This window comes from Granulosicoccus antarcticus IMCC3135 (genome assembly GCF_002215215.1).
Lineage (GTDB): Bacteria > Pseudomonadota > Gammaproteobacteria > Granulosicoccales > Granulosicoccaceae > Granulosicoccus > Granulosicoccus antarcticus.
Map to the genome: position 1 here is coordinate 7,323,970 of NZ_CP018632.1, position 26,017 is coordinate 7,349,986.

The 26,017-nt window shown below is 53.6% G+C and carries 20 protein-coding genes; 13 read left to right on the forward strand and 7 right to left on the reverse strand.

Features of this window, described 5'->3' with window-relative positions; genetic code table 11:
* Positions 1-80: 80 nt before the first annotated feature.
* The gene (locus tag IMCC3135_RS31810; protein WP_088921257.1) at positions 81-1,343 is read right to left on the reverse strand and encodes a lysozyme inhibitor LprI family protein; all 1,263 of its coding nucleotides are present in this window, start codon (positions 1,341-1,343) and stop codon (positions 81-83) included.
* A 168-nt stretch (positions 1,344-1,511) separates the two neighbouring features.
* Here IMCC3135_RS31810 and IMCC3135_RS31815 point away from each other — a divergent pair, with 168 nt between their 5' ends.
* The 6 genes from IMCC3135_RS31815 (at position 1,512) to IMCC3135_RS31840 (ending at position 9,063) form a co-directional block, all read left to right on the forward strand.
* The gene (locus tag IMCC3135_RS31815) at positions 1,512-3,011 is read left to right on the forward strand and encodes an OmpA family protein (protein WP_157736470.1); all 1,500 of its coding nucleotides are present in this window, start codon (positions 1,512-1,514) and stop codon (positions 3,009-3,011) included.
* 20 nt (positions 3,012-3,031) lie between these two features.
* Entirely contained in the window at positions 3,032-3,775 is a 744-nt protein-coding gene (locus IMCC3135_RS31820) for a hypothetical protein (RefSeq protein ID WP_157736471.1), read from the forward strand.
* A 24-nt stretch (positions 3,776-3,799) separates the two neighbouring features.
* The gene (locus tag IMCC3135_RS31825) at positions 3,800-4,426 is read left to right on the forward strand and encodes a DsbA family protein (protein ID WP_088921260.1); all 627 of its coding nucleotides are present in this window, start codon (positions 3,800-3,802) and stop codon (positions 4,424-4,426) included.
* 109 nt (positions 4,427-4,535) lie between these two features.
* On the forward strand, positions 4,536-6,212 hold the full coding sequence (locus IMCC3135_RS31830) for a DUF1800 domain-containing protein (RefSeq protein WP_088921261.1): 1,677 nt from the start codon (positions 4,536-4,538) through the stop codon (positions 6,210-6,212).
* Between the two features lie 77 nt (positions 6,213-6,289).
* Entirely contained in the window at positions 6,290-7,651 is a 1,362-nt protein-coding gene (locus IMCC3135_RS31835; RefSeq protein ID WP_088921262.1) for a DUF1501 domain-containing protein, read from the forward strand.
* A 590-nt stretch (positions 7,652-8,241) separates the two neighbouring features.
* Positions 8,242-9,063, forward strand: a complete 822-nt coding sequence (locus tag IMCC3135_RS31840; RefSeq protein ID WP_088921263.1) for a hypothetical protein — start codon at positions 8,242-8,244, stop codon at positions 9,061-9,063.
* Positions 9,064-9,077: 14 nt separating this feature from the next.
* Here IMCC3135_RS31840 and IMCC3135_RS31845 read toward each other — a convergent pair whose 3' ends face one another.
* On the reverse strand, positions 9,078-9,416 hold the full coding sequence (locus IMCC3135_RS31845) for a tRNA-binding protein (protein WP_088921264.1): 339 nt from the start codon (positions 9,414-9,416) through the stop codon (positions 9,078-9,080).
* A 316-nt stretch (positions 9,417-9,732) separates the two neighbouring features.
* Here IMCC3135_RS31845 and IMCC3135_RS31850 point away from each other — a divergent pair, with 316 nt between their 5' ends.
* Entirely contained in the window at positions 9,733-10,419 is a 687-nt protein-coding gene (locus IMCC3135_RS31850) for a YiaD family glycine zipper/OmpA-like lipoprotein (RefSeq protein ID WP_088922191.1), read from the forward strand.
* Positions 10,420-10,532: 113 nt separating this feature from the next.
* Here the strand turns inward: IMCC3135_RS31850 and IMCC3135_RS31855 are convergent, their stop codons facing one another.
* Positions 10,533-12,317, reverse strand: a complete 1,785-nt coding sequence (locus IMCC3135_RS31855) for an SLC13 family permease (RefSeq protein ID WP_088921265.1) — start codon at positions 12,315-12,317, stop codon at positions 10,533-10,535.
* Positions 12,318-12,424: 107 nt separating this feature from the next.
* Between IMCC3135_RS31855 and IMCC3135_RS31860 the strand changes: the two genes are divergently transcribed.
* From IMCC3135_RS31860 to IMCC3135_RS31885, 5 genes are all read left to right on the forward strand, one after another.
* A complete protein-coding gene (locus IMCC3135_RS31860; protein ID WP_088921266.1) occupies positions 12,425-13,519 on the forward strand; it encodes a succinylglutamate desuccinylase/aspartoacylase family protein in 1,095 nt (364 codons plus the stop codon).
* A 136-nt stretch (positions 13,520-13,655) separates the two neighbouring features.
* Positions 13,656-14,510, forward strand: a complete 855-nt coding sequence (locus tag IMCC3135_RS31865) for a glycosyltransferase family 2 protein (RefSeq protein ID WP_157736472.1) — start codon at positions 13,656-13,658, stop codon at positions 14,508-14,510.
* Positions 14,511-14,558: 48 nt separating this feature from the next.
* Positions 14,559-14,933, forward strand: coding sequence for a DUF6164 family protein (locus tag IMCC3135_RS31870; protein WP_088921268.1), 375 nt, complete (start codon positions 14,559-14,561; stop codon positions 14,931-14,933).
* Between the two features lie 407 nt (positions 14,934-15,340).
* Positions 15,341-16,804 (forward strand): family 16 glycosylhydrolase, encoded by a 1,464-nt coding sequence (locus IMCC3135_RS31880; protein ID WP_088921270.1) that lies wholly within the window; start codon positions 15,341-15,343, stop codon positions 16,802-16,804.
* A gap of 353 nt (positions 16,805-17,157) precedes the next feature.
* A complete protein-coding gene (locus IMCC3135_RS31885) occupies positions 17,158-18,777 on the forward strand; it encodes a hypothetical protein (RefSeq protein ID WP_088921271.1) in 1,620 nt (539 codons plus the stop codon).
* Between the two features lie 103 nt (positions 18,778-18,880).
* On the opposite strand, the gene IMCC3135_RS31890 is transcribed toward IMCC3135_RS31885, so the two are convergent.
* Positions 18,881-19,435 carry an HNH endonuclease gene (locus IMCC3135_RS31890; protein ID WP_088921272.1) on the reverse strand — a complete coding sequence of 185 codons (555 nt, stop codon included), beginning with the start codon at positions 19,433-19,435 and terminating at the stop codon, positions 18,881-18,883.
* Between the two features lie 549 nt (positions 19,436-19,984).
* Between IMCC3135_RS31890 and IMCC3135_RS31895 the strand changes: the two genes are divergently transcribed.
* Entirely contained in the window at positions 19,985-20,899 is a 915-nt protein-coding gene (locus tag IMCC3135_RS31895) for a LysR family transcriptional regulator (RefSeq protein WP_088921273.1), read from the forward strand.
* A 118-nt stretch (positions 20,900-21,017) separates the two neighbouring features.
* Here IMCC3135_RS31895 and IMCC3135_RS31900 read toward each other — a convergent pair whose 3' ends face one another.
* The 3 genes from IMCC3135_RS31900 to IMCC3135_RS31910 all read right to left on the reverse strand — a co-directional run bounded on the left by IMCC3135_RS31900 (position 21,018) and on the right by IMCC3135_RS31910 (position 25,636).
* Complete coding sequence (locus IMCC3135_RS31900; protein ID WP_088921274.1) at positions 21,018-21,356, reverse strand: P-II family nitrogen regulator; 339 nt, start codon at positions 21,354-21,356, stop codon at positions 21,018-21,020.
* Between the two features lie 67 nt (positions 21,357-21,423).
* Positions 21,424-22,674, reverse strand: coding sequence for an EAL domain-containing protein (locus IMCC3135_RS31905; RefSeq protein WP_088921275.1), 1,251 nt, complete (start codon positions 22,672-22,674; stop codon positions 21,424-21,426).
* A 58-nt stretch (positions 22,675-22,732) separates the two neighbouring features.
* Entirely contained in the window at positions 22,733-25,636 is a 2,904-nt protein-coding gene (locus IMCC3135_RS31910) for a DUF349 domain-containing protein (RefSeq protein WP_169727554.1), read from the reverse strand.
* Positions 25,637-26,017 lie beyond the last annotated feature (381 nt).

Sequence of the window (26,017 nt, forward strand, 5' to 3'; positions counted from 1 at the left end):
TCAGGCTCGACCAGAGTTGAACAGTTCAGATATGCATTCTGCACAGCCATTCCACCCACCGTTGACGCTCATGCGACAGCTCACGAACTACCGTCGCGGATAAAACCATCAGCAAAGGCCATCGCCTTGGTCAACCCAATGAGAGTACCGGTATAACGCTCTCCGGCATCATCATCTACAGAGGCCAGAACTTCCAGAGAAAAGGCAGTTCCTCGTACCAACTTCGGCAAGATTTCCGCGGCAAGATAACCACTGGCAGGTACCAATTGTCGCGTACCGCTCTGATCGACCCGAATCTCGGAACCAACGATATCGCCAAACAACGATGAATCCACCTGCCAGAGAATGCGTGAGGGGGAATCTATTTCACGACCGTCAAACGTCACCTCAAGCGACGTTCTCTGAGCTTTCTCGCGCACTATCGTCATCGCCGCCTTTGGTGCCTGTAGCGGTCCGACCATACGCACATTCAGCTCACAGTTACGGCCAGCGCTCGTTTGAGTGCAATCCACCAACCAGGCTCCGAAGTAGGCCGTCAACTGTTCTTCTGGAAACTCAGCCGAATCAGGATCCGGTGCCACTGGTGAATCTGTGCTGGCGACAGTCGTCGGTGCACTGATTGCCGGCGCAGTGAAGGCCGTTGAAGCAGTTTCCCCGGGCAAACGACAATCGGACTCAGTAGGCACTCGCAACTCGATAATCGCGGCAAGATCAAAGACACCCTGATGACCCTGGGGCGCTTGCGCTTCTGCGTCAACGGTACCGGCAAAAGCCCCGTACAGCACCTGTAGATCACTACTTACTATGTTCAGGTACTGCTGCTGAGCCTGCCCGACCAGCGACGCTTCACCCTCTAGCCAGTAGCGTTCGTCAGAACCGCAGAGCTGAAATGAATTTCGTTCGGCGCCGTACACGTAAAACCCTCGAAGCACCTGCCCTGTGGTGTCCTCTGTCCTGGCCAGTGACTGAAGCTCCTGTAATCGTTGCTGAGACATATGAGCCAGGCAATTCTTGGCTATTTGCTCAGCCTCTTGACGAGGCGAGGAAAAATTCAGATACCAGAGACAATTCTGCCGCCGATAATCCTTGAAAGCCTGCTGTGAGCTCCCCAGCCCCCCCAGAGCTTCACCTGACAACGATTCGGCCAGAAACTCGGTAATGCGCGACATACTGTCATCCATGAGATCAAGGTAGTTATCCATACAGATATGGATATCATCAATCTCGGCAGATAACGCGGTACATTCGACCAGCGCATCGTAACTTTGAGCCTGTGCATTGCCGCTATTAACCAGTAGCAACACAAACACGACCAGGGTCACCAGTAATCCTCTGCCAGCCATGCAAGTCTCTTGAAATCCCGTTGAAGTACTGATCCTACAGAATCACAGCACGAATTGCCTCGCAAGCTGTGGACAGTGACTGAAATCAAGCCCCGTTCGACAAGTTGCAGTCTGTATAATCAGAATTCGATTTATAGCCAGTATCCCTTAAGGATCAGCCTTGAACACGTGAGCACTCGGATATCTCAATTACCACGTAACGGTTCAGCAATCGTCTGGATATTGGTGTGGCTGACAGGTATGGCCATTGTCGTGTGGGGCGGCACGCTATACGCAATCCCCCGTTTCGAGCAAAAATTACAAAACAATGTTGAGAGTTCGATCGACAATCCCGCGATTGGCGTCGTAGTACAAGGACTCGCAGTCACCCTCACAGGACTAGTGTCCGATGACCAGAACAGGGAAGATTTACTGACAACCGCTCGTAATACACTTGGGGTCCGAACCGTTCATGACCAACTGACCCTCAACGGAGAAACCGATATAACCGACGCCATCGTGTCGGACAACGGCTCAAGCCGGACAGTAGAAGACGAGAAGGCTGCCACACTACCTGAGTCCACACTGCCGCCTGAAGACCTGGGTGACGAACCGGACTCCATTGCCACCGCACGCAACGATCTGCCTGCCGAAAATGAGACGAGCGAACCAGACACAATGCCTGCGGGCAGACTGACTATCTCCGACCCTGGCGCAATTCCACCAGAAACGCAGGCGACTGAATTGCCATCCCTGTCTTTACGGGTTTTAGGAGATGTTCTCGCCCTGGAAGGCAGAATGTCACCCGATGACAACGCCGCCAAGCTCATTCGCGAAACCATGAGCATCTTCAAGCTGGACGTCGTCAGCAATGGCATTGAATTCAATGATGAAGTCATGAAAGCCGAATGGCTGGACTCCCTGCAACACGTACTACCGACCATGCAATCGTTAGAGAAACCACAAATTGATGTACAGGAAAGACAGATTACGCTGTCCGGCCTGGCAGAAAATCTGGAATCTCAAGGTGCTATTGTTGATGAGGCGCTTGCCTCGTTGGGCGAATTCTCACTGATAGAGCGAATCGGCGTCCGCAAAGAGGCCACTCCCGCCCCTACAGCCGTCTCACCGCCTGAGCCTGCTGCACCGCCTGAGCCTGCTGCACCGCCTGAGCCTGCTGCACCGCCTGAGCCTGCTGCACCGCCTGAGCCTGCTGCACCGCCTGAGCCTGCTGCACCGCCTGAGCCTGCTGCACCGCCTGAGCCTGCTGCACCGCCTGAGCCTGCTGCACCGCCTGAGCCTGCTGCACCGCCTGAGCTGATCTCCGGTCAGTCGGATGCGCTGGCACAGGCGCTGGCAGAACTCCCCAGCCTGCGCATACTATTCGAGGCGAAAGATAACGTACTCACTTCAGAAAACCTGAACATTCTGGACCAGATTGCCGCAGTCCTTCTCCGCTTTCCGGATAGCAAGGTTGCCATAGAAGGACACACGGATTGGACCGGTGACATTGAGAACAACCTTCAGCTCAGCCTCTTGCGCGCCACCACCGTGCGGGACTACCTGACAGGTAAAGGTGTTTCCGTTTATAACCTGCGCGCGCTGGGGTATGGTGAAGGCAAGCCTATCGCCGACAATGCGACAGCCGAAGGCCGGGCGGCCAATCGTCGAATTGAGTTTACATTTTGATGCAACAGATTTCGATCTACATGAATCAGATAACCCCATTGCTCAGCTTGTATTCTGAAATCATCGCCTGTCTGATTATCGTCAGTCTGCTGAGCCTGATTGTCGGCTGGATGCTGCGCAGATCAAGAGCAAAAAGACAGATGAACGCATTAACGCAGTTCTGGGAAAAGCGCTACAACGCTCTGGAGGACATGTCGCGTCTGGACATCGAAAATCTGGAAGAGCAATTGCAGGGCATGGCCAATGAAACCAAAATCATTCAGGCCACTAACCGGCTTCAAAGCGATTCATTGAAGGCAAATGACAGCAGCGCACAGAAATACCGTGCTGAGGCCATCGAACTGAATCGTCAGCATGCAGAAGCGCAGGAACGTCTGCAGCGCATCATCCAGCAGAAAGACCGAGACATTGTGGAACTGGGCAACCAGCTCAGCCGCTCCAGATCAACGGCAAGCAAGGCAGGATCGGTTGCCATGAGATCATTCTCCAGCGCTGCAGATGACACCGATGCTCTGGGTGATGGCGAATTGACCTATGCTGATACCGTGGCTATCGGCTCCGCCGACTTGCTCGATTCAACTATCCAGATGTCTCCTCAGGAACTAAGAGTGCGTCGTACTGACAAACAGACGGATGATGAACTCGAATCAACCGTTGTGATCAACCACTCCGACGTGATCGATATGGAAGAGGCAACGGTTGCGCTGGATGAAGAGTCGCTGGCTTTTGCACGACGCTCTTCCAAATCGAACCGCAAAAATTAAAGTACCAGGCAGGAACTCCTTACAATGAACAACACACTCTTCCATATACATGACCCCATGTGCAGCTGGTGCTGGGGGTTCAAACCCACTTTGGAAGAACTACTGGAAAGCCTGCCCGCAACTGTTACCGTAAAAAACATTCTGGGAGGCCTGGCTCCGGATAGTGACGCTCCCATGCCTGAAGCGACGCGGCAAATGCTGCAGCAGACATGGCGCGCTATTCAGACATCCATACCCGGCACTGAATTCAACTTCGACTTCTGGACGAAGAACCAGCCAAAGCGATCAACCTGGCCTTCATGTAGGGCCGTACTGGCTGCCGCCCAGCAAAATCCGGAGCTGGAAGTACCCATGATTACGGCTATTCAGAAGGCGTATTATCTGAATGCTCAAAACCCGTCAGAAACTGCCACATTGATAGAACTGGCAGAATCGATAGGATGCGACGCCACACAATTTGCCGATTACCTTCACAGTGCTGCAGCTCATGCTGAGCTTGAGACCCATCGACATGCAGCACATCAACTGGGTGCTCAGGGATTCCCCAGTCTGGTTTTTGTCAATTCACGCAGTGAGGCTCAACCGATTGCCATTGATTACAATAATTCAAGCTCAATGCTTGAACAAATCGAAAGAGCAAACGTAGGCTGATTCACACCTTGCAGCAAGCTTCGCCAACCGCTTCACAGCACATCAAAAGTAAATTCTGATTTATATCGTTCTGCCGTTACATGCCTCGTAGAGGTTGTAGATCACGAGCATGACGATAATAAAAAGAACAATAAGTCTTGCAGGATTACTGTGCGTCCTGACCGGATGTGGAGGTGGCGGTGATGGAGCCGTCGCCTTGCAAACACGGGAACCTGCCAGTGCGCCGGCGCTACCCGCCACCGAGGTTGCCAACGCAGCCCCGGACACGCCCCTGTCTGACCAGGAAGCCTATCGCTTACTCGAGCAGGGCACATTTGGCCCTCGTATCGAGGATATACAACTGGCCAGTGGTCAAAGCCCCGAATCCTGGATCAACCAGCAAATGCAGCTGCCCGCCATTTATCTGAGCGACGGGTTGCACAATGCCGATAGCGAACGCTGGAACGAATACGTCAATGTCTGGTGGCGGCAAGCCATTCAGGCCGATGATCAGTTACGCCAACGCGTCGCTTTTGCACTAAGCCAGATTCTGGTTGTCTCCGCTCATGATGGCCTGGGTGATGAGCAATTCGGCCTGGCAAATTATTACGACATACTGCTGCGCAACGCATTTGGCAATTATCGCGACTTGCTCAGTGAGGTCACTCGAAACCCTCTCATGGGGGAATACCTCAGCATGAAAGGCAATCGCAAGCCAGATCTTGCCGAGAATATCCAGCCAGACGAGAACTATGCACGAGAGATCCTGCAACTCTTCAGTATCGGCCAGGTATTGCTCAATGAGGACGGCACTCCACAAACCGATGCCGAAGGAGTTCCGCTGCCAGCTTACGATCAGACAACCATCGAGAATTTTGCACGGGTATTTACTGGTTGGCATTTCGCAAACGCAGAAGACTTCCGCTGGCCTAAAAACAAGGACTACCTGTCCCCCATGGAGCCCTGGTCCGAGTATCACGACACCGATGCCAAGACTCTGCTGGGCGGAGTCGAATTAGCAGCGGGACAGAGTGCCGAGGCTGATCTGAACGCGGCACTGGACAACATCTTCAATCATCCCAATGTAGGTCCGTTCATATCAAAGCAGTTGATTCAACGTCTGGTCACAAGCAATCCCAGCGATGGCTATGTCCGTGATGTCACCGCGGTGTTCAATCAGAATGCAATCGGGGAACGCGGCTCTCTGGGCAGCGTCATCAAGGCCATTCTCATGCACACAGAAGCGCGACAGGGACACCTGCAAGAGCCTGACACCTTTGGAAAGATGAAGGAGCCGCTGATACGCATGACTCAGCTATGGCGTGCATTTGAACCCGAGACCATTCACTACAACTTCAATTATGGCTGGGCAGGTCATGAGCTGAGGCAAGCCCCTTTGGGGTCTCCGTCTGTTTTCAATTTCTTTCGACCCGACTTCAGTCAACCGGGTGAGATCCGCAGCAATGGTCTCGTATCTCCTGAATTTGAAATACTCGATGAGTCCTCAGTCATAACCATCACCAGTCGTCTGTTGGCCAGCATCCTCTGGTCCCATAACTTCAAGAACGATGCAGACTCCGAACGGATGATTATCGATATCTCCCGTGAGATGGACCTGGAGCCGGACATCGATGCCCTGCTGGATCATCTTGACCTGTTGTTGCTGGGAGGGCGAATGTCCTTCGAACTACGCGCGGAAGTGGAATATCTGATGAGTGAGCGCAGTTACGACGGAGCGGCTTCACAGCGTGTTGTCGAGGCTATCTTTCTGATAGCGACATCGCCAGAAGCAGCCGTCCAGCGTTGACTGGCAGCAGCTTCGCCAGCCGCTGAACACAAAGCAATCGGCATTCGCCTCATAACAAATATAAACCGCGAGCCATCATGAACAATTTTTCCCGCCGCAGATTTCTTGACCTGGGTACACGCACCATCGCCGGCGCCGGACTTGCACTCGGTGTCAACCCGGCCCTGACTCTGGCCCGAGCCGCTGATTCGGCGACCAGCCAGAGCAGTGACTATCGGGCGCTTGTCTGCGTCTACCTGGAAGGTGGTTGTGACGGGTTCAGCCTGATGGTGCCTACAGGCTCCTATGAACATGCAGAACTTGCACAGGCACGAGGCGAGCTGGCCATTCCACAACACCAGCTTATCTCCCTTCAAGGAGGCAATAGTCCTCTTGGTCTGCATCCCAACGCCGCCTCTCTGCAACCCCTCTTTGACGACGGGCATCTGGCAATGATTGCCAATATCGGAACACTCATCGAGCCGACGACTCAAGAGCAGTATCTCAACAATACCGTCGCCCTGCCCGCCCAGCTGTTCTCTCACAGCGATCAATCCATCCAGTGGCAACAACTACAAGGTCGCGACCGTGCGCAGGAAGGCTGGGGCGCAAGAGCTGCCGATTATCTATCGGATTTTCAGGAACGTGACTACCTGACATCAATATCACTTGCAGGCTCCAACTACTGGCAATCCGGATCGGGCCAGAGACCATTCTCACTGACAGGATCTGGCGTTCTTGAATATCAGGGGCTCGATGGCAACAATAACTGGCAGAGCCCACGCAGGGAGGCCTTCGAACGGGTATTGAACCTGCCCAGAGATCATGTGTTCACCACAGCCTACGCTGACCTGCAAAAACGGGCAATTTCTATAACCAGTGAATTAGGTCAGGTTCTGGAAAGCAACGCCAGCTTGTTCACCGATCAGCCAGAAGATAATAGCTTGGCGCAAAAGCTGAACATGGTAGCCCAGTTGATCGCCGCCCAGGAGCAGCTCGGCCTTCAACGCCAGATCTACTATGTCAGCATGAGCGGCTTTGATGTGCACGATAACCAGAGCCTTGAACTGCCCGAGCTGTTCAAGGAACTTACCGAGGCTTTGGCCTTTTTCCAGAACAAGATCGATATGCTGGGCAAGTCTGCCAATGTAACGACATTTACTGCATCGGATTTCGGTCGCTCACTGCTGTCAAACGGCGATGGAACCGATCATGGCTGGGGCAACCATCTGATGGCCATGGGTGGGGCTGTCATGGGTGGCAGCATCTACGGAGAACTTCCCAGCTTCGCCCTCGATGGTCCGGACTCGGTCCACCGCGGGCGGATTCTGCCGACAACCTCGGCATCCCAATATGCATCCACTTTACTGCGCTGGGTAGGCCTTGATGAGGCAGCCGTGTCAGAAGTGCTACCTGATATCGGGAATTTTCAAACCCGGGATCTGGGCTTCATGATCTGATTCAATTCAGACAGGCGGCATGCCTGCGGCGGGTAGGAATGAGGCGTGTAAAGAAGTGGTAATGCACTTTTGAGTCAGCACTACCATCTTGAAATACAATCAGTTGTTTCGAATAAACTGGCTCGGCTGGGTATACTGCCATGCCTCGACATTACCGCACCCAGCACAGAGCCTTGGCCCTTTTGCATCACGGGCCTATCCGTATAGCCATACTGATAAGATGAAAGGCTCCATTTGAGCTGATGATGAACAGTAGCCTTGGCCCACCAGGTTTTGAGACAGGAGATACACATCCTTCTGCTTTACGTATGAGGAATAGACGTAACATATTTGCCATGAACATTCCTTATCTCATTAGCAAGCAGCGGTTACTCTGTGAACTTGGTGCTATCGACGCTGTCGCATATTGAGATGTACTGCACCTTGAGCCCAGCAGTGACATCAGACCTGTCACTTGACTGGATTCAATACATTGAGGTCACCTGATTTTCCGTCCGGTCAGATTGTCGCTGTTGCCTCATCATTTAAAATTGCGTCATCGGTTATTGCAACACCCGTCGCTCACCCATTGATTTCTGAAAAAAGAAAGCATGACTTCTGAAACCCAGCTTCATTTCGCAAGAACTCGACGACAAGCCTGTCGGCTGGCCACAAGAATCGGGTTCGCCCTGCTCATGCTCCTACCAACACTTTCGCATGCACTTGAGTTCCAGTGTGAATTCAATGGAGATGTCAGGCAGCTACGCGTCGACATGCCTGGCAAGACACATTTGTGCGAAGTCACGGTCGAATACGAAAGCACAGGTGAAAGTAAAGTCATGTGGCATGCAGACAATGACTCCCTGTTCTGCTCTGCCAAGGCCTATGAATTGGTTGGAAAATACGAAAACAACTGGAATTTCACCTGTTCAAAATGGCCTGACAGAGATGGAATCGATCAGCTTTCAGACACGCAGCGAGGCATTCTGGACCTGCAACTCAAAGAACGCGTAGCCACTAGCGAGACAGCCTTGGAACCCGTCGAGATCCTCTCCGTCAAAACGGCAGCCAGCACACCACTGGATCATGAGCCGGGGGCACTTGCATTTCAGTATTTTCTATCAGACGGCAGCGATCATACAGAGATCATCGTCGACAACAATTCCTCCTGGTACGTGTTTGCCACCATTGATAATCTGGCAAGCCGAATCACTGGCGACTCCCCTGTTGATACCGCATTGATTTCAACCATCAGCGACAGTGGCGCCCTGGAGATAGTGACGACAATGACGGAAGAGGCCGGTGCACGTGAATGCCACGGCATGCAGGTGCTCGCAGTTGATGAAAACGCTAAAATCAGTGCACGTACGCCGCACCGGGTGATTTGCCAATCGAATGCACGGCTCGATTCTGCGACAAGTCCCGACCAATAACAGCAATTACCGGTTCAGACCAGGCGAGTGCCGTTTGGAACGGGCTCCATGGGTGCCACCAGAACTATGCTTCCGTCGTCACGTGGCATCCCCGTCACCAGACATTCAGACATAAAAGGCCCAATCTGCTTCTTCGGAAAGTTCACTACGGCCATCACCTGACGCCCCACGAGCATGTCCCGGGAATACAAGTCAGTGATCTGCGCACTGGAACGACGCGTGCCGATTTCCGGACCAAAATCGATTGTCAGCTTCCATGCAGGGCGTCTGGCCTCCGGAAACTCCTCCACTTCGATGACAGTGCCAGCGCATAGCTGCACCCGTTCAAAATCAGCCCACTCAATGTATTCCATCGCTCTTCAGTAATCTGTTGCGTGCCAAGGCACATCACAGGCTGAATGATAGCAAGTGCACACAAGTCAGGCGCGAAGTGAAGATTGGCTCATGTTTCGCGTAACCCCTGTGTTGCTTCGCCTCCAAATGCTGCCCCGGATGCCGACAATCATCTTATACAGCAGAGATCTGCTCAATTCACGAATACATGAATTCATCCGTGCGATAGCCCGCGCGACTGCCAGTGCACACACTGCACGGGATGGATTCAGGAACTGGCAACACCTTGCCAGCAATTGACATTTCCCATCAGAAGCAAACAACGAGAACATGATCATGAAAGCACTCAACGTGTCACTGATAGCGGCCACCGCCACACTACTACTGGTTACTGGTTGCGCTACTGATGACCCGAACCGTCGCGCCAAAACAGGCGCCGCTATCGGCGTTGTAGCCGGCGGTGTCATCGGGCATCAGATCAATGACAAGAACGGCCGATATGCCGGTGCCGTGGTCGGTGCTCTGACAGGGGCCGCTGTTGGCAACTATATGGATAAACAACAACGCCAACTGGAGCAGAGCCTGGCGGAAGAGTTGCAAAACAACCAGATTAAAGTCACCCGTATCGATGATGAGACTCTCAAACTGGAAGTACGAAGCGAGGCATCTTTCGACATCAACAGTGCTCGCGTCAATGATGATTTTCGCGGCAGCCTGAAAAGCCTGGCCAAGGTTATCGGCGAATATGACAAGACAGCCGTACACGTCATCGGGCACACCGATAGCACAGGTTCAGATAGCTACAACCAGTCACTCTCTGAAAAGCGTGCTACCTCAGTCACCCGTTATTTCAGTGCCAATGGTGTCGAGCGTTCACGCATGCGTTTCTCGGGGCGTGGCGAGTCCATGCCAATTGACGCCAATACTACAAGCTCAGGTCGCAGCCATAATCGTCGGGTAGAGGTCTTCCTGAAACCGATCGTAGAAGGTCGTGAAGACGATGCCTATATCTCGCCTGTATGATCCTGCTTTCAGCCTGCAGGATACCCAGAGCACACCCTGGTGTCTGTGGCAGGCTGACATGATTCAGCACGAAAAAGTAGACAGCTAGTGGCGCCTGCCTTCCCTGGCCATTGTTATCCCGACAATGGCCAGGCCCATAGAATGGTGGGCACACTGATAATCGTGATCAGTATTTCCAGCGGCAAACCCATACGCCAGTAATCGCTGAACTTGTACCCACCTGGCCCCATGACCAGTGTGTTGCACTGATGTCCGATCGGCGTCAGAAAAGCACAGGATGCCCCCACGGCAACGGCCATCAGAAAAGGGTCAACACTGACTCCCAGAGAATGGGCCATGGCTATTCCCAAAGGCGCCATGACAAGGGCTGTAGCTGCATTGTTTATCACATCTGACAGCAACATGGTCACGACCAGCAGCAATGTCAGAATCATGGGAATTGATAAACCCTGCGTCGCCTGAATCAGGCTATCTGCCACCAGCTGCGTGGTACCCGAGGTTGTCAGTGCGTTGCCAACCGGAATCATAGCGGCTAGCAGCACGATAACAGGCCAGTCGATGTCATCGTATATTTCACGGGTAGAGAGAATGCCGGTGAGAACATAAGCGCCAACAGCCAGAATGAAGGCGATTGGCAGTGTCACAACACCTGCGATACCCAACACGATTGCCAGTGCGAAAATGCCACTGGCCAGCGCGATCTTGCGAGTTCGATTCAGATTGATCTGTCGTCGCATCAAGGGCCACAAGCCCAGCGCTCCGAACTGTTGATCAACCGACTCACTATCGCCGTGCAGTAGCAAAACATCGCCAGCGCGAAAAACCTGTTGGCGCAGCCGCTGAGTCACGGGCCGTCCTTGCCTGGCCAGACCAACAAGAGCCAGGGTCCGACCGGTTTGGCGGCGTATGAACTCCACACCTCGTCCGATCAAGGGCGAATCGTTCCTGACGATCCCTTCGGCCATGACCTCGTTATCAGGGCTTGGCTGAATAAAAGTGGGGGTCGCCGTACTACGCAGCTCCAGACCGTGCCTGTCCAGAAACGATTTCAGATCATCCGAGCGGGCTCGCAGGATAAGAATGTCTTCCTCGGCTATCTGGTATTCCGCACGCACCGCACGGGCAAATCGTCGCTTTCCAGCGACCCCGATAACCTCAACGCTATCCTCATCCAGGCCATCGATCTCGCCCAGCGTCTTGCCGACCAGGCTTGAAGTGGCGGGCACCAGTGCTTCGGTCAGATAGACTCCGGCCGCCAGCAAACTGGCGTCCTCCTTGAATTCCAATCGGGCTCTGGGTATCAATCGCCAACCGATCAAAGTGACAAAGGCAAAACCTACAATCGCAATCGGCAAACCCACCGGCATGAAATCGAACATACCGAACGGCTCACCCGACTCTTTCGCGCGAATGCTGGCAATAATGATATTGGGTGGTGTACCAATCAGAGTCATCATGCCGCCAAGCAGACTACCAAACGCCAACGGCATCAGAATAAGGCTCGGAGAGCGTTTGCGCTCTTGTGCGGTCGACATGGCAATTGGCAGCATCAGCGCCAGCGCGCCGACATTGTTCATGAAGGCTGAGGCCACCGTCACCACTGCGGTCAATGCTGCAATATGCAACAGGGGAGTTTCTGTCAGGTGACTGATACGGCTGGCCACTTCATCCACCACTCCGGCATTCCTGAGTGCGCTGCTGATGATCAGTACGGCGGCGACCGTTATGACGGCCGGGTGGCCAAAACCTTCGAACGCCTGATTGGGTTCAACGATTCCGGCTAGCACCGAGCTGACCAGTGCGAACATGGCCACCAGGTCGTAGCGCCACCGCCCCCAGACGAACGCCAGCAGCGTCATGAGCAGTATGCCGCTGATCAATATTTGTTGGGTGGTCATGGGCCGAGATTATCAATGATGGTGCGAATTGCACAGCAATTGCATTATTCACGAATCGAACCGTTCGCATACGATTTCCTCCCTATGGTAAATCAACAGCCGCCCTCATGACCCAGCCACAAACCCCCTCTCCCACAAACGGGCTCGATCTGGACCTTTCAGACACCCATGAACCCTACGCTCCAAGCTTGCTCGGTGCACAGGACACTCATATGACTCTTGACCCGGCCATGCCGGGCAAGCAGCACGGCCACCTGATATTGCCTTACACCAATCATGCGGGCGCCGCTCAGCTACGCGTTCCCGTGTGCTCCATCAGGGGCCAGCAGCCAGGGCCGACTGTGGTTCTGATCGCTGGCATACACGGAGATGAATACGAAGGACCATTGACCTTGCACCGTATGGCGCAGGAACTGACAGCCGAGATGGTTCATGGGTGTCTGCTGATTGTGCCTGCTGCCAATGGTCCGGGATTAAAGACCGGGCGGCGCTGTTTGCCTGACGGCACACAGGATCTGGATCAATGTTTTCCAGGCTCGGCAACGGGCTCTCTGGGTGATCGTTTGGCCTATGAATTGTTCGAACGGTTGATTCGAGCGGCTGATCTGGTGTTGGACCTGAGATCCGGAGGTCAGAAACTACAATTCAGTCCTCTGGCTGCCGTGCGCTTTATGGGTGTCTCATTGCACCGGAGCCAGGAACGGCAGCAAGCCAGTGAGGCGGCAATGATTGCGTTCGGAGCCCCTAACAGTGTTCGTTTTCAAGCTAGCCGTGCAGGTAGTTGCCTGCAAGCGGCGGTGGAGGCTGCTGGCAAGGCATACGTTCAGAGCGAGCTGGGCGGCGGGGCTGGCTGCAGTGTCGGAACTCTGCAAGTGGCTGAAATCGGGTGTCTGAACGTGCTGAGCTCTATGGGTGTCTTGAAGCGGGAAGTGGAATTGAGGGCGACGCGGATGCTGGAGGTTCCGGATAGTTCGTTTTATGTCTACGCCGACAGGCACGGAATGCTGGAGCCGCAGGCTCGATTGGGACAGGAAGTCTGGCAGGGCGACGTGCTGCTCAGACTGGTGGAGCTGGAGAACAGCGGCTCCCAAGCCCATGAGGTTGCAGTGCCCCGTAATAGCATCCTGCTGGCCCTGCACCATGGCGGCATGGTCCGACCGGGTGATCTGCTGGCCATTCTGGCAGACGAGGTGCAGCGCTAAGCCCCCCTTGCTCTGATTGACAGAGGCTCTCACAGCGCCTTTGTCTTGTCCCGAACTTGAGGCAGGTGCAGCAAATACCGGTGCAGAGCATTACACTGCTCTCCCGGCAGCGCTGCTGCCCCCAATACCAGAGTCCATGGGTTCAACTGCCTCCTACACCGTATCCGTCATCATTCCTGCATATGACCGCCTGGAACGGCTACCAACGGCAATCGATTCTGTACAGTCTCAGAGCTACGCGGCCCATGAACTGATCGTTGTGGATGACGGCTCCACGGATGGCACGGCAGACTGGTTAGCCGAACATCACCCGGAAATCACCTTGATACGCCAGAATAATCACGGCGTCTCTCATGCCCGCAACCGTGCCATCGAACACGCCAGCGGCAACTGGATCGCACTGCTCGACTCTGATGATCGCTGGTATGAAAACAAACTCGCCGAACAGGTAAACGCCCTGCAGCAGGCCCCGCAGATGCGCCTCTGTCACTGTGATGAACATTGGCTGCGCAATGGCAAGCGTGTCAATCCGCGCCACAAGCACCGTAAATACGGTGGTGACATATTCACCCATTGCCTGCCACTGTGCTGTATCTCACCCTCCGCAGTATTGATCCATCGGACACTGCTGGATGAGGTCGGTCTGTTCGACGAATCTCTGCCTGCCTGTGAAGACTATGATCTGTGGCTACGCATCTGTTCTAGAGAAGAGGTCCTGTACCTCGACCAGGCGCTTCTGGAGAAAACCGGCGGCCACGAAGATCAACTCTCTCAACGATACCCCGCCATGGACCAGTTCCGCCTCCAGGCGCTTGCCAAACTTCTGCGCAGTCACACCCTGACGGTTTCCCAGACACAGCAGGCAAGCGAGCTGTTCATCGAGAAGCTGGTCATCTTCTGTAATGGTGCAAGGAAACGCCACCGTCACGATGCTGTCGACACTCTACAAAGTGAATACCGGGACTTGATCGATCCAACCCTTATACTTTAGCGACCCCCTTGGAGCGAACCAGCGCTCCGGCTACCAGATTCTGACACCATGTCCGCACTTGTTTTTCGTTTACGTAATGTTCCTCAGGATGAAGCCGCCGATGTGCGTGCGCTGCTCGATGAGCATGAGATTGAATGGTACGAGACAACCGCTGGCAACTGGGGTGTGGCCATGCCGGGCATCTGGGCCAGCCATGAAGAAGACCTGCCAAAGGCTCGCAATCTGATCAACGACTATCAGAGCAAACGGGGCGAAAATCAACGTCAGCAATACGCAGAGAACCTGCGTAGCGGAGACACTCCGACGCTGCTGCAGCGTATCCGCACCCAGCCATTGCAGATGGGCGGAATCATCGTTTTCTGTCTCTTTATTCTGTACATCATGATCAACCCGTTTCTGCAACTGATCGGGCACGCGTCCTGAACGATATTTTCAAGCCCCTGATAGCCTCTGCAACAAGTCCCTTTCGGGTCTGTAATGGAACTACTTGAGGGCAACGCCTGTGCATTTGCACATGTTCAATCAAGCGCAGAAGATCAACGATTTAACCCCAGCCACAAGTCGTTTTCAGCCGTATATGCGATTCGACAAACCGGTCTGAAACAAGTCGGAAATCCAGGGCTGGCTAAAAATTCAGTTTCATTTCAGGTTCAATAACTAATCTGACCCCCGTCTTGACCGACTCGTGCATGAAGTTGCATGCATCAGCAGTCGAGAATTTTACGGGCCCGTCGGGACGTCTTGACGAGAAACGATTCTGAAGATGACTGCTCGGCACCTGTTTGTGTGGGCGCGGTTGTTCCTATCAATCTGACACCACAAGAGCGCACATGCGAATTACGTTGACAGCTTTGCTCCTTCTTGGTCTGGGCAGCGCGAATGTGCATGCCGACAACCAACGACCATCCACGGTCACCAATGTTCAGGCCAGCACTGTGTCTTCCAGTGCCATCCGAATCAACTGGAGCCAACCCTGGGATGATGTCGGTGTAGACGGCTACAACATCTACCGCAACGGCTCTTACTACAAGACGGTATTCAATACTACGAACTATATTGATGAGGGCGTTAGCGCGAACTCCAGCTACGAATACTCTCTTGTTGCTTTCGACCGTGCCAGAAACTATTCCTCTCAGTCTTCAAGTTCGGCCGCCAGCACCGGTGGCTCAAGTAGCAGCTCAGACAGTAGCTTCTCAGCCCAACCTGCAGCTCAGGCACGCGATGGCAGCCCTGGTGCGCCTTCCGGATTACGTGCACAGGGTGAAGGCTCGGACAAGATTCATCTGTATTGGACAGCACCTTCTGGCACTGTGACTGGCTACAACATTTACCGCGACGGTGGCTATTACTCCACCATCAAGGGCCGCACCGATTACACCGCCTCTTCCTTGAGCTCAGGCCGCGACTATCGCTGGCAGGTGGTCGCTTTCAACGGTAGTCAATACTCCACCAAATCCAGTGAAGTCGTGGCCCGCACGGACAGCTCTTCCTCTAGCAATGCCGTAGCCGTAGTGGCCGCAGCAGCCCCACCGCCACAACAGACTAGTGTCTCAGGCCATGTCCCGAGCGGCTACCACCAGGTCTTCAACGAAGAGTTTCAGTCGAGCAGCCTGAACGGCTCAAAATGGCAAAGCCGCTATCGCTGGGGGCCACACTGGACTATCAACAACGAACAACAGTTCTATGTTGACAACATCAATGATCCCAACTTCGGTCATTCTCCTTTCGAATTTGATGGTGAGAACATGACCATCACGGCAACACGCACGCCGGATCATTTGCGCAGCAAGGCGAACAACAAGGATTACCTCTCTGGCACTCTGACTACCTATGGCAAATTCAAGATGCGCTATGGCTACGTGGAAATGCGTGCACGCATGCCCAAGGGTAAAGGCCTGTGGCCTGCCTTCTGGTTACTGCACAATCAGGAAAATGACAAGCGACCTGAGATCGATGTTGTGGAAATGCTGGGCGACACCAGCAACAAGGTTTACCAGACCTACCACTATTTTGAAAACTGGAATTTGCGCTCAACACCCAGCTATGAATATTGGGGTTCCGACTTTTCACAGGATTTCCATACTTTTGGCATGAAGTGGGAGCCAGGGCGTATCACCTGGTATGTTGATGGCAACGCCACCAACTCACACTCCAGCGGCAACGTCGCTTCAGAAGAGATGTACCTGCTGGTCAACCTGGCGGTCGGCGGCTCCTGGCCTGGCAACCCTGACGGCAGCACCTCTTTTCCTGCACGATTCACGATCGACTATATTCGAGCTTATAGCCCTGACTGAACTGTAGCTGCAAGTTAGGGGTCGTGAAATAATTAACTATACTTTTCGGTTGGTCCTGCGCCTGCCCGGCAAGGCGTGAGGAGGGCGAATAGCGGGCTATTCAACCGACAAACAACGCAGAAGGGCAGGATGCAGGGGCGACTGAAAAGTATAGTTTATTGTTTCACGATCCCTTAGCTTATGATTTACCAAGCGGCCTACGGGCCGCTTTTCAGTTGCCTTCAGAAAACCAACGCCACTTTGTCCAAACACTGCTCAAAGCTCGACTAAAGGCTTGTATTAGACAGGTTTGTGACTTCCATTCGGCTCTTGAGGTACGGTGACGTTACACTGCAAAGAAAAAGACTTTCAACATGCCGTTGCTGCCTTTGCCACTTTCGCACAAACTGCCGGTTTTATCGGTCAACGGTGCACCTGCCCTGCCGGCTCGTCGCACGCCAGACAGAGCCCTGCGCGCTGCTCTGGGACTCTGTGCGCTGCTGCTTCTGACAAGCTGTCAAGCGACCCGCCCTCCTGCTGCCAATGATGCTCGCGTACCAGCGCAGAACACAGCGGCTACATTCGATTCAGAATCTGTTGACCCGAGCTCCATCGATTCGAGAGTCACACAGCAAGGTGCTACTGAGCGAGCCAGAATAACGGGCTTCCCGTTAGCGCATGACAACCTCAAGTCAGTGCCGAAAATTGTCATTGACGACCGTCCATGGCTCGAAAGCATTCATCCACTCTATATCCATGCCCGATCACTGGTTGAGCAGGAACTGAACGCCGATCTGCGAGACATCCGACTACTGCTGGTCGCCGACACCCCGATCAATTCGGAAGTCAATCATGAGACCCGTCGTTTGGTGAACGAGCAGTTTGGCACTTCCGAATTCGCCGACCAATTTCTCGGCCGTGTCATGAAAACCCAATCTGGCACCTACGCAGCTCTGTTCACATCGCGCTTGAAAGCCGTCATGGTCAGTCGCAGCATGCTGGCAAATTATGAACAGTCATTGCCCGCGAACCCGGAAATCCGTACCGCCGCCCTGCTGACCCTGTTGATCCATGAGCTGGTGCACGCAGCTGATGATCAGCGATATCATATACATGAAAATCGGGCGCTCAATTTTCGCGCCTCTTTCGCACAATCGGCAACCTTTGAAGGGCATGCTCAATGGGTGACTCGCCGCATTTGTGCATACAGTCATTGCAGCATCGGTCTGGACGCTCTCGACAACTTCATGTTCAGCCCTGCCGAACAAAGCAACCACCTGACACAACCGGTCGAGGCGATCAGCCGCAATGTGCTCGAATACTCCTATGTTGAAGGTGAACGTTTCATCGCATCTCTGGCTAAACGCCCTGGTGGCTCAAAACTCATCGATGACTTGCTGAGCAGCCCACCCTTTGACCCGATCCAGATCCTGTCGCCTGACAACTATCCTGACCTTAAGCGCGAGCATCTCAACCAGCGGCTGATTCGAGCCAGCCTGGACATTGATCACCCCTGGGTGCGTGACCAGTGGATTGGCGTTGAGACCTCACCACTCAAGGGCGTTAACCTACGCGCTGATCCCGCACGACGACAGGCTGCCGTAGACGGGTTCACACGTCTCATTGAAAGCATGGTTGCCATGCAACTATATAACCGTGCCAGTCCTGATGCAGGTCCTGTCGAGGTGACGCTATTGCAAGCGGAGTCCGCCACGACTGCCAGTCTGTTCGCCCGAACATTGCATCAAAATACGCTGACTGCCGATACTTACACCGATGAGGAACCCTTGCGCATAGATACAGGTGCAGGCAATTCACAATCGGGAATGAGCATGCATATGTACCGTACATCTCAGGATAACGACACTTCATTTCGCACCGCCATCGGAGTTTCTGGCATCTATGTCGTGCAGATAGCAGGGGTCAGCCCCAATTCCGTACTGCTCGACGATTACGCCATTCGAGTCCTGCTCAACCTGCAATTACCCCTGTAGCAGCCATGATTTCTGCAGGAGCCCTTGGCTGGCTGTCAGCCTGATTCAGGAGCCTGCGCGACAGAAAACTTATCGCCTGCGAGAATTTCTACCGCGCAGGCCCCTAGGCGAACACACTGCCATTGGGTGAAAAACGCGCTTTCAAAAATTCCATCTGATCTGCCAGCACATCACGATTGGACAGATAGAAGAACTCATATCGATTGGGGGCGAACGGAACCGCAAGCAATTGCATATTTGCCAGCTCAGGCGTCCGATCACTCTTGCGATTATTACAACGCCGGCAGGCTGTAACACAGTTGGTCCACCGATCCTGGCCGCCTTTGGAAGTGGGGATGACATGATCCCTCGAAAGCTCCTTGACCGGGAATTCAAGACCGCAATACATACACATTTGCTGGTCGCGCGCAAACAGCAGACCGTTGCTCAGAGCCGGGGTAAAGGCATGATTATCCACCTTTCCATCGCAAGCAATAATGCTGGGCAAATCAAGACTTGATCGCCTACCTGTCTTGCTATATCCCCCCTTGACCGTATAAATCGTGTCCCCGATACTCCAGATAACCAGATCCTTGACGAGCAAGGTGGTTGTCTCCTGCCAACTGAGCCAGGCAATGGGAGTACCGGCCTTGTTCAGGCGCAGTACTTTGCTGTTCATGTCGCGTTCTATAGTGGTTGTCCATTCCTCCGTTCATCTTTGTATAACACAATCGTTGTGAACTGGCGATGACCATATTTCGATCAAATAGAGAAAATTCACCCTTCAATACAGCTGAACAGGCCTACTGGAACGAGCTCTGAGTAACTCTGGACTGGCTCTGGAGGCTCTGTCGCAAATCCTGAAACGAGCTCTGGGACAGATCGAGTCCCTGAATCAATCGTACTGAGAACGCCACGGGCGTTGAGAGTCGTTACACAGATCCGAACAAACCTGCTTGCAATCAGAGATAACCGATCAAACATTAGGTTACTTGAGACTATTCAAATGACAATGACTTGACATCAATGCGCCGATAATTCCGATTCAGAGGTGATTCACTTCCAAACGTCGATAAATATCATGCTTTTCCCACACGTTTAGTCGTTCTTCGCTCATCTCTTGTGCCTGTGTCTAGTATGCTAGGGCATTGGTTTCAGGTATCTGCTTGACCTTCATGCTGCATTCCTGATAAAAACAAGCAACTGTGAATTGTAAGCACAAATAAGTATGGATAAATACACTGAAATGTTGGTGTTCTCGAAAGCTGCCGATATGGGTAGCTTTTCTGCTGCGGCACGAGAACTTGACCTGACTCCTTCTGCGGTCAGCAAACTGATCACTCGGCTTGAAGATCGTCTGGGCGCACGACTATTCCAGCGAACAACCCGCAAATTGAGCATGACGGCTGAGGGACACGCCTTCAATGATCGTTGCGGCGCGATTCTGGACGAAATCAAACAAGCAGAAGATGCCGTCATGGCACTGCATGACAAAGTCAGCGGTACTTTGCGCATCACTACCGTTTCCGCATTTGCACGACTGCAGATGATCAAGATGATGCCAGAATTCATGGCCACTTATCCAGATCTGCGAGTCGAGCTGGAACTCACTGAACGTGAAGTCGATCTGGTTGGTGAAGGTGTGGACGTTGCACTGGTACTCAGTGACGGCCTGACCGACGAGTCCCTGGTTGCACGACGTCTCACCGTCAACAAGCGAATCATTTGTGCATCACCAGAATATCTCGCCAAGCATGGTACTCCGCAAACGCCAGAAGACTTGCTCAATCACAATTGCCTGACTCACTCGGCCATTCATCACTTCAATGACTGGGAATTCTCCAGTGCTGAAGGGGTACGTGTTCAGCGAGTCAAAGGGAATTTTCATACCAACAGCGCCTCGGCTCTGCATGAAGCGGTAAAAGCCGGTATCGGTATTGCGCGTCTGGCTTCTTATGTCGTTCAGTCGTCAATAGAAAAAGGTGTTGTCGTACCACTGCTGCAAGAGCATACCGTTGATAATTCAACGATTCAGCTGGTCTATCCGCATCGTCGTCATTTGAGCAACAAGGTTCGCGTCTTCACAGACTTCATGGTTGGCAAGTTCACACCCAATCCACCCTGGGAACGTAAGGCCAGCTAAGAGCCCTTGAAACAAGCATCCCGTATTCTTCATACAGGAACAGATTTCCAGCTCAAATCAAGCCCCCGCAGCAACAAGGATGGCAGCAGGGGGCCTTGGTAAAACGTTTAGCCGCTCTCTATAGAGCCTGTTCGCCCTCTTCGCTGGTGCGAATACGAATAACTCGCTCAACGGAATCCACAAAGATCTTGCCGTCGCCGATCTTTCCTGTATTGGCCGCACGGATGATGCCTTCGATACAGGCATCCAGAATACTTTCACTAACGACAACTTCGATTTTCATCTTGGGGATGAAGTCGATGACATATTCTGCGCCACGGTAAAGCTCGGTGTGGCCCTTCTGTCGGCCGAAGCCTTTTACTTCCGTAACGGTGATGCCGGCAACGCCTGCCGCAGCCAGTTCTTCACGAACTGCATCCAGTTTGAATGGTTTGATGATCGCAGTAATTCGTTTCATTCTTGAGGCCTTGGTTTGAACAGAAATTAATCCCACCTGACAGTGTACCTATTACCGGCATAAAGAATCACTGAGGATTCGGAGACGAGCCCTGACTTTTACGGGTCAGAATCGCACGCTCCAGAGTGTGCAACAGACTGACCAGACGATCGATTTGACTATCAAAATCGGCGAGGTGTTGATCCAGTGTACCGGTCGACTTGCCCTGTTCCAACTGTTGCAGGAATTCCAGTCCACTCGCATGAACCAGTCGCAACGGTTGTTCGATTTCCCGGAACGCCTCAAAGCCTGCAAGTCGTTGTCCAATACCGAAGTACCAGACACCCAGACGCGACAGTGCAACATCGGGTTGCATACCCGGATCAGCAACCGATTGCAGCGCCACTCCGCCACCAAAACGACTGCAAAATGCCGCATCAAGTAGAGCTTTGCGAAAACGCAGCAAGTTCAGACTTGCCTGGTGTACCCGACCGATCTGGGAGCCTTCAAAATCATGCTCCGCGCAGACAAACCCCTTGAAATCGTGAAGCGACATCGGTCGCCCGAGAAAATACCCCTGCCCCTCTTCACAACCATGGGCAATCAGAAAATTATAGACCGATTCGGTCTCGATACCTTCCGCCACCGATGTCATGCCTAACTCACGGGCCATGGAAATTGCCGATCGCACGACATCCAGATTCTGGCGTGACGTTGCCATGCGTTTGACCACGCCCTGATCCAGCTTCAATGAATCAAAGGGCAATTGACTCAGTCGATCAATGGAAGAATATCCTGTGCCGAAGTCGTCCATGAGAATCTTGATTCCCATATTCTTGAGGCGCACCAGATCGTCATAAACTCGATCCACATTACCCATCACCGCACTTTCGGTGATTTCAATCTGCAACTCCGGAGCGCTGATGGTGCCGGCCTGCAACAGCGCGTGAATTTGATTACTGATAGTGCGTGATGCCAGATCATCAGGCGCCACGTTTATTGACAACGCCAGCGAGCGACGATTTTCAAGAGCACCGGGCAAGTGGGCAACCGCCCCCGCCTGAGTGGCGGCAGGCGCGGTATCGCGTAGTGTCACAATCGCTGCCACCAACTGATCGAGCAGTTGCAGAGTCAGGTCATGCAGCAGACCACTACTTTCAACCAACGGCAGAAACTCATCGGGCGACAGCACCACATTACTATTGTCGGTCCAACGAACCAGTGCCTCGGCACCCAGTACATCGCCCGTGAGCAGACAGACCTTCGGTTGATAGAAAAGCACCAACTCGTCATTGCGCATGGCCTGCTCAAGCGCCTCACGCGTAACCTGCCTGCTCATGCCTGAGCGAGCTGTGCGATCGTCGCCACCAGACTCACCAGGCTGATCGCCCTCCTCACTACCGTCGGTACGCCTTCAAAAATCTGGACTGCAACGCATCGTGAATGGCATTCGCAACGGGCCCCGTAGACAGCCATTCCCGTTCCAGCTGTTCAAGCACCTGTCGACTGTCATCCAGTCCCGATGACTGCATACCCTGCTGAAGGTTCTGCAGCTGATATTGCATGCGTCGCGCCTTATCCTCAGCAGGCGTTTCAACACCGGCTGCCACTTCCATCTTGATCAGCAGATTCCGACGAAGCGTCTCATTGGTGGAATAGTCTGGTGTTGTCTTGTTATTCAAGTGCGCCAGAGCTGCATCACGCCGCTTGTCCAGCAGAGCTGCAATTTCCGGAGACACACGCGCATCACTGCTATCCCAGGCATGAGTGACATCATCAACCAATGTGTCACCAGCAGCATCCGGCTGCTCAACAGCACGTTCCAACTGCTCGCACAACGCCAGCAGGCGCAAGCGCTCTTCAACCTCAGCTTGCGCACGTCGACGAGACGCGTTGTCCTGAACCCGTGAACAGGCGTCCAGTGCCTGACGAAAATCGCGCAGCAGAAATTTCTTGTCGCGTTCCGGAAACTCAGCCAGCGCCTGGAATTCCAGAGTCAGCCCCTGTACCTCGGCTTCATCCAGCGAGTCACCCTTGGCCAGCTGCTTGAGGCGCTTGATGATGTCCTTGGCACGGAAAACATGCTCAAGTCCAGCGCGCTGCTTCTCTCGTTCGACCTGATGCTGATGCTTGAAGATAGTACCCAGATGGCCATTGAAGACTTCCCAAAGGGCCTGGTCTTCCTTGCGGCGCATGATGCCGATCAACTTCCAGGCACTGAGCAGACTCTTGGCCTGATTGGCAGTGTGCTGTGTTATTTCACCTTCTGCCAGCGCAGCTACTTTCTCGACCAGCTCCTGCTTTTCCTTGACGTTCTGGTCGTACTGCTCCGCCAGTGATTTTTCAAACGGCTTCAGTGCAGCAGAAAATCGAGCTTCCAGCGCCTTGTCAGGCTTTCTATCAGGAACTCGGTTACGCGACCAGTCACGCTTGGCATTGTTAACCTGGCGTACGATAGCTTTCCAGTCTGGCTCGGCATCGGGTTCTGCGGCTGCAAGCTCAGCTTGTGTTGCCTCCAGCCCTTCGCACAGCAATGCCTTGGCATCAAGCTTCTCTTGTCGTTCCTGCTGCCGACTGTCGAACCACTCTTTGCAGGGCTCGTAGGCAGAATCGCCAGCCGTCTTGAAACGCGTCCACAAATCGTTGGAGGCACGACTGACCCCCATGCCTTTCCAGGCACTTTGCAGCTCACGAACTTCTTTGGCCAATGCTTCAGGGGAAAGCTCTTTGGTAATCAGTGCTTCCATGGATTCGCACAACGCTTCCAGCTTGGGCCGTGCCGCAAAATCCTGCCAGTCAGCCATTTCAGCCAGTTGCTGTTCGGCACGAGCAAGCTTGTCGTCCAGACTGACACGCTCTTCAGCTTCCATCACGCCCAGCTTTTTCTGGAGTCGGCGCATCATGCTATTCGCCGGACCCCACTTGCCTTCCTTGATGATTCCGGACAGTGCTGCAAACTGCCGATGCGTAGCCTTGATTCGGTCACTGGATTCCTGTCGAGCCTTGGCCATGCGATCATTCAGCACATCCAGATGCGCCTGCAACTCACTGACGTAGGCGTGATCGGACAAATCGATGCCTGGTAGTAACTTCGTGATGTCCAGCAACGCCGATACGCGTTTGATCCGGCTTTGCAGTGCACCGGGACGAGCCTTGTTCACCTCATAAGGCGGATCGAACAGAACCGCAACCGACTGACCATGAGCCAATACGCTCTTGACATGGGTCGAGGCGGACAGCTTTTCATCAGCAGCCACCATCGTCTGTGCACTTTCCAGAACGGCTGGAAGCTCGGCGATGGTTGCTGGAGCCAGCACGCTCTGAACTGGAGGCAGGGCTGGGTCTTCAACCTTGGGAATTTCAACGACAACCTCGGCAACAACTTCTTCCGCCGGTACCGCTACATCGTCCTTGTCGGCAGCCTTGTCCGTATCACCACTGGCATGAGCAGTTTCATCAGTTGCCGCCGGAGCGGCAGCAGGCGCCTCATCGGCAGCGACTGGCGCTTCCTGTGCCTTGGTGTAATCAGCCAAGCGTTGCTCGGCGGCGGTCATGGCTGTCGCAAAAGCAGACTCGTATGAGCTACGTTCACCAGCATCCAGACTCGCCCAGCGTTCACGTGCAGCCTGCAATCGACCACCATCCTGAGGTGTCCAGACACCCTCATTGAGGCTCTCGACCTGTTTGAGCGTAGTAGTGACCGCGTGGCGTCTGGCAATCAGAGCCGCCTCTTCGGCAGCCGCTGTATCCAGCTTCTGCTGAAGCTGTTTGGCAACCAGCTTGTCCCGCGAACGAACAGCAGTCAGTGCTGCGCGCATGGAATCGTGCTGCGACAGGCGCATGGCAGCAGCCAGACGAGCATCATGGAGACGTGATTGCTGCACGACTGTCACCAGCGTGGCTTCATCGTCTATTGCCTGAAGCGCCATTTCTCGCTGTTCGCTGACGGTACTGTGCGCCGCAATTGGCAGAGCGAGCCGTGCTCCGTGACTGGCGAGCAGGCCGCGCACCGCATCATCAGTGACCGTGCCGCTGCTGAATCTTTCGATTAGCCTGGATTCTGCTGCAGAGCTGATGGCACCGGCATCGTCGCCGTTGGCATCAAGTAGCTCTCGAAGCGTGTCCAAGTCGTTCAACTTGCCGATTGCTGCGACACGCACGGCCAGATCAACGTCATTCTTGGCCAATTCCGTCAGCGTTTTTTGCGCCTCCGGAGTCTCTGCATTCACATCGTTGATGAACCCCAGCCGTACTTGAGGGTCTTTATGCTGGTGAGTAGCTGATTTCAGGAAATTTTTCACACTGGATATACGCAAAAAACGAACAAAGCCGGTTGGCAAGCACCAGTATACCAATTGCCTCACCCAATCCAGCATCTGGTATGTCCTGTCGGCAATACATATTGATATTTATACCTCTGACGGGCATTTTTATTCGAATTCGCGCAGTTGACCACTCCAATAACGAGATTATTTGTCCCAATCGAGGACTTTTCTCAAGAATTACATCTCAACAACACAAACTGTACGACAGGATTGCCCCCCTGAAACACAGGCTTGGCGCACATCGGCCGATATGCACCATTCACAGACTGCATCAAGCAATATGAACCAGACAGCCACTGCCAACTCGATCGGACAGATCAGAGCCGACGTCACCTCGCTGGATCGACCCGTCAAAGC

Coding starts and splice junctions, on each gene's coding strand:
- IMCC3135_RS31810 (WP_088921257.1), bottom strand. CDS start 1,343: ATGGCTGGCAGAGGATTACTGGTGACCCTGGTCGTGTTTGTGTTGCTA.
- IMCC3135_RS31820 (WP_157736471.1), top strand. CDS start 3,032: ATGAATCAGATAACCCCATTGCTCAGCTTGTATTCTGAAATCATCGCC.
- IMCC3135_RS31825 (WP_088921260.1), top strand. CDS start 3,800: ATGAACAACACACTCTTCCATATACATGACCCCATGTGCAGCTGGTGC.
- IMCC3135_RS31830 (WP_088921261.1), top strand. CDS start 4,536: ATGACGATAATAAAAAGAACAATAAGTCTTGCAGGATTACTGTGCGTC.
- IMCC3135_RS31835 (WP_088921262.1), top strand. CDS start 6,290: ATGAACAATTTTTCCCGCCGCAGATTTCTTGACCTGGGTACACGCACC.
- IMCC3135_RS31840 (WP_088921263.1), top strand. CDS start 8,242: ATGACTTCTGAAACCCAGCTTCATTTCGCAAGAACTCGACGACAAGCC.
- IMCC3135_RS31845 (WP_088921264.1), bottom strand. CDS start 9,416: ATGGAATACATTGAGTGGGCTGATTTTGAACGGGTGCAGCTATGCGCT.
- IMCC3135_RS31850 (WP_088922191.1), top strand. CDS start 9,733: ATGAAAGCACTCAACGTGTCACTGATAGCGGCCACCGCCACACTACTA.
- IMCC3135_RS31855 (WP_088921265.1), bottom strand. CDS start 12,317: ATGACCACCCAACAAATATTGATCAGCGGCATACTGCTCATGACGCTG.
- IMCC3135_RS31860 (WP_088921266.1), top strand. CDS start 12,425: ATGACCCAGCCACAAACCCCCTCTCCCACAAACGGGCTCGATCTGGAC.
- IMCC3135_RS31865 (WP_157736472.1), top strand. CDS start 13,656: ATGGGTTCAACTGCCTCCTACACCGTATCCGTCATCATTCCTGCATAT.
- IMCC3135_RS31870 (WP_088921268.1), top strand. CDS start 14,559: ATGTCCGCACTTGTTTTTCGTTTACGTAATGTTCCTCAGGATGAAGCC.
- IMCC3135_RS31880 (WP_088921270.1), top strand. CDS start 15,341: ATGCGAATTACGTTGACAGCTTTGCTCCTTCTTGGTCTGGGCAGCGCG.
- IMCC3135_RS31885 (WP_088921271.1), top strand. CDS start 17,158: ATGCCGTTGCTGCCTTTGCCACTTTCGCACAAACTGCCGGTTTTATCG.
- IMCC3135_RS31890 (WP_088921272.1), bottom strand. CDS start 19,435: ATGAACAGCAAAGTACTGCGCCTGAACAAGGCCGGTACTCCCATTGCC.
- IMCC3135_RS31895 (WP_088921273.1), top strand. CDS start 19,985: ATGGATAAATACACTGAAATGTTGGTGTTCTCGAAAGCTGCCGATATG.
- IMCC3135_RS31900 (WP_088921274.1), bottom strand. CDS start 21,356: ATGAAACGAATTACTGCGATCATCAAACCATTCAAACTGGATGCAGTT.
- IMCC3135_RS31905 (WP_088921275.1), bottom strand. CDS start 22,674: ATGAGCAGGCAGGTTACGCGTGAGGCGCTTGAGCAGGCCATGCGCAAT.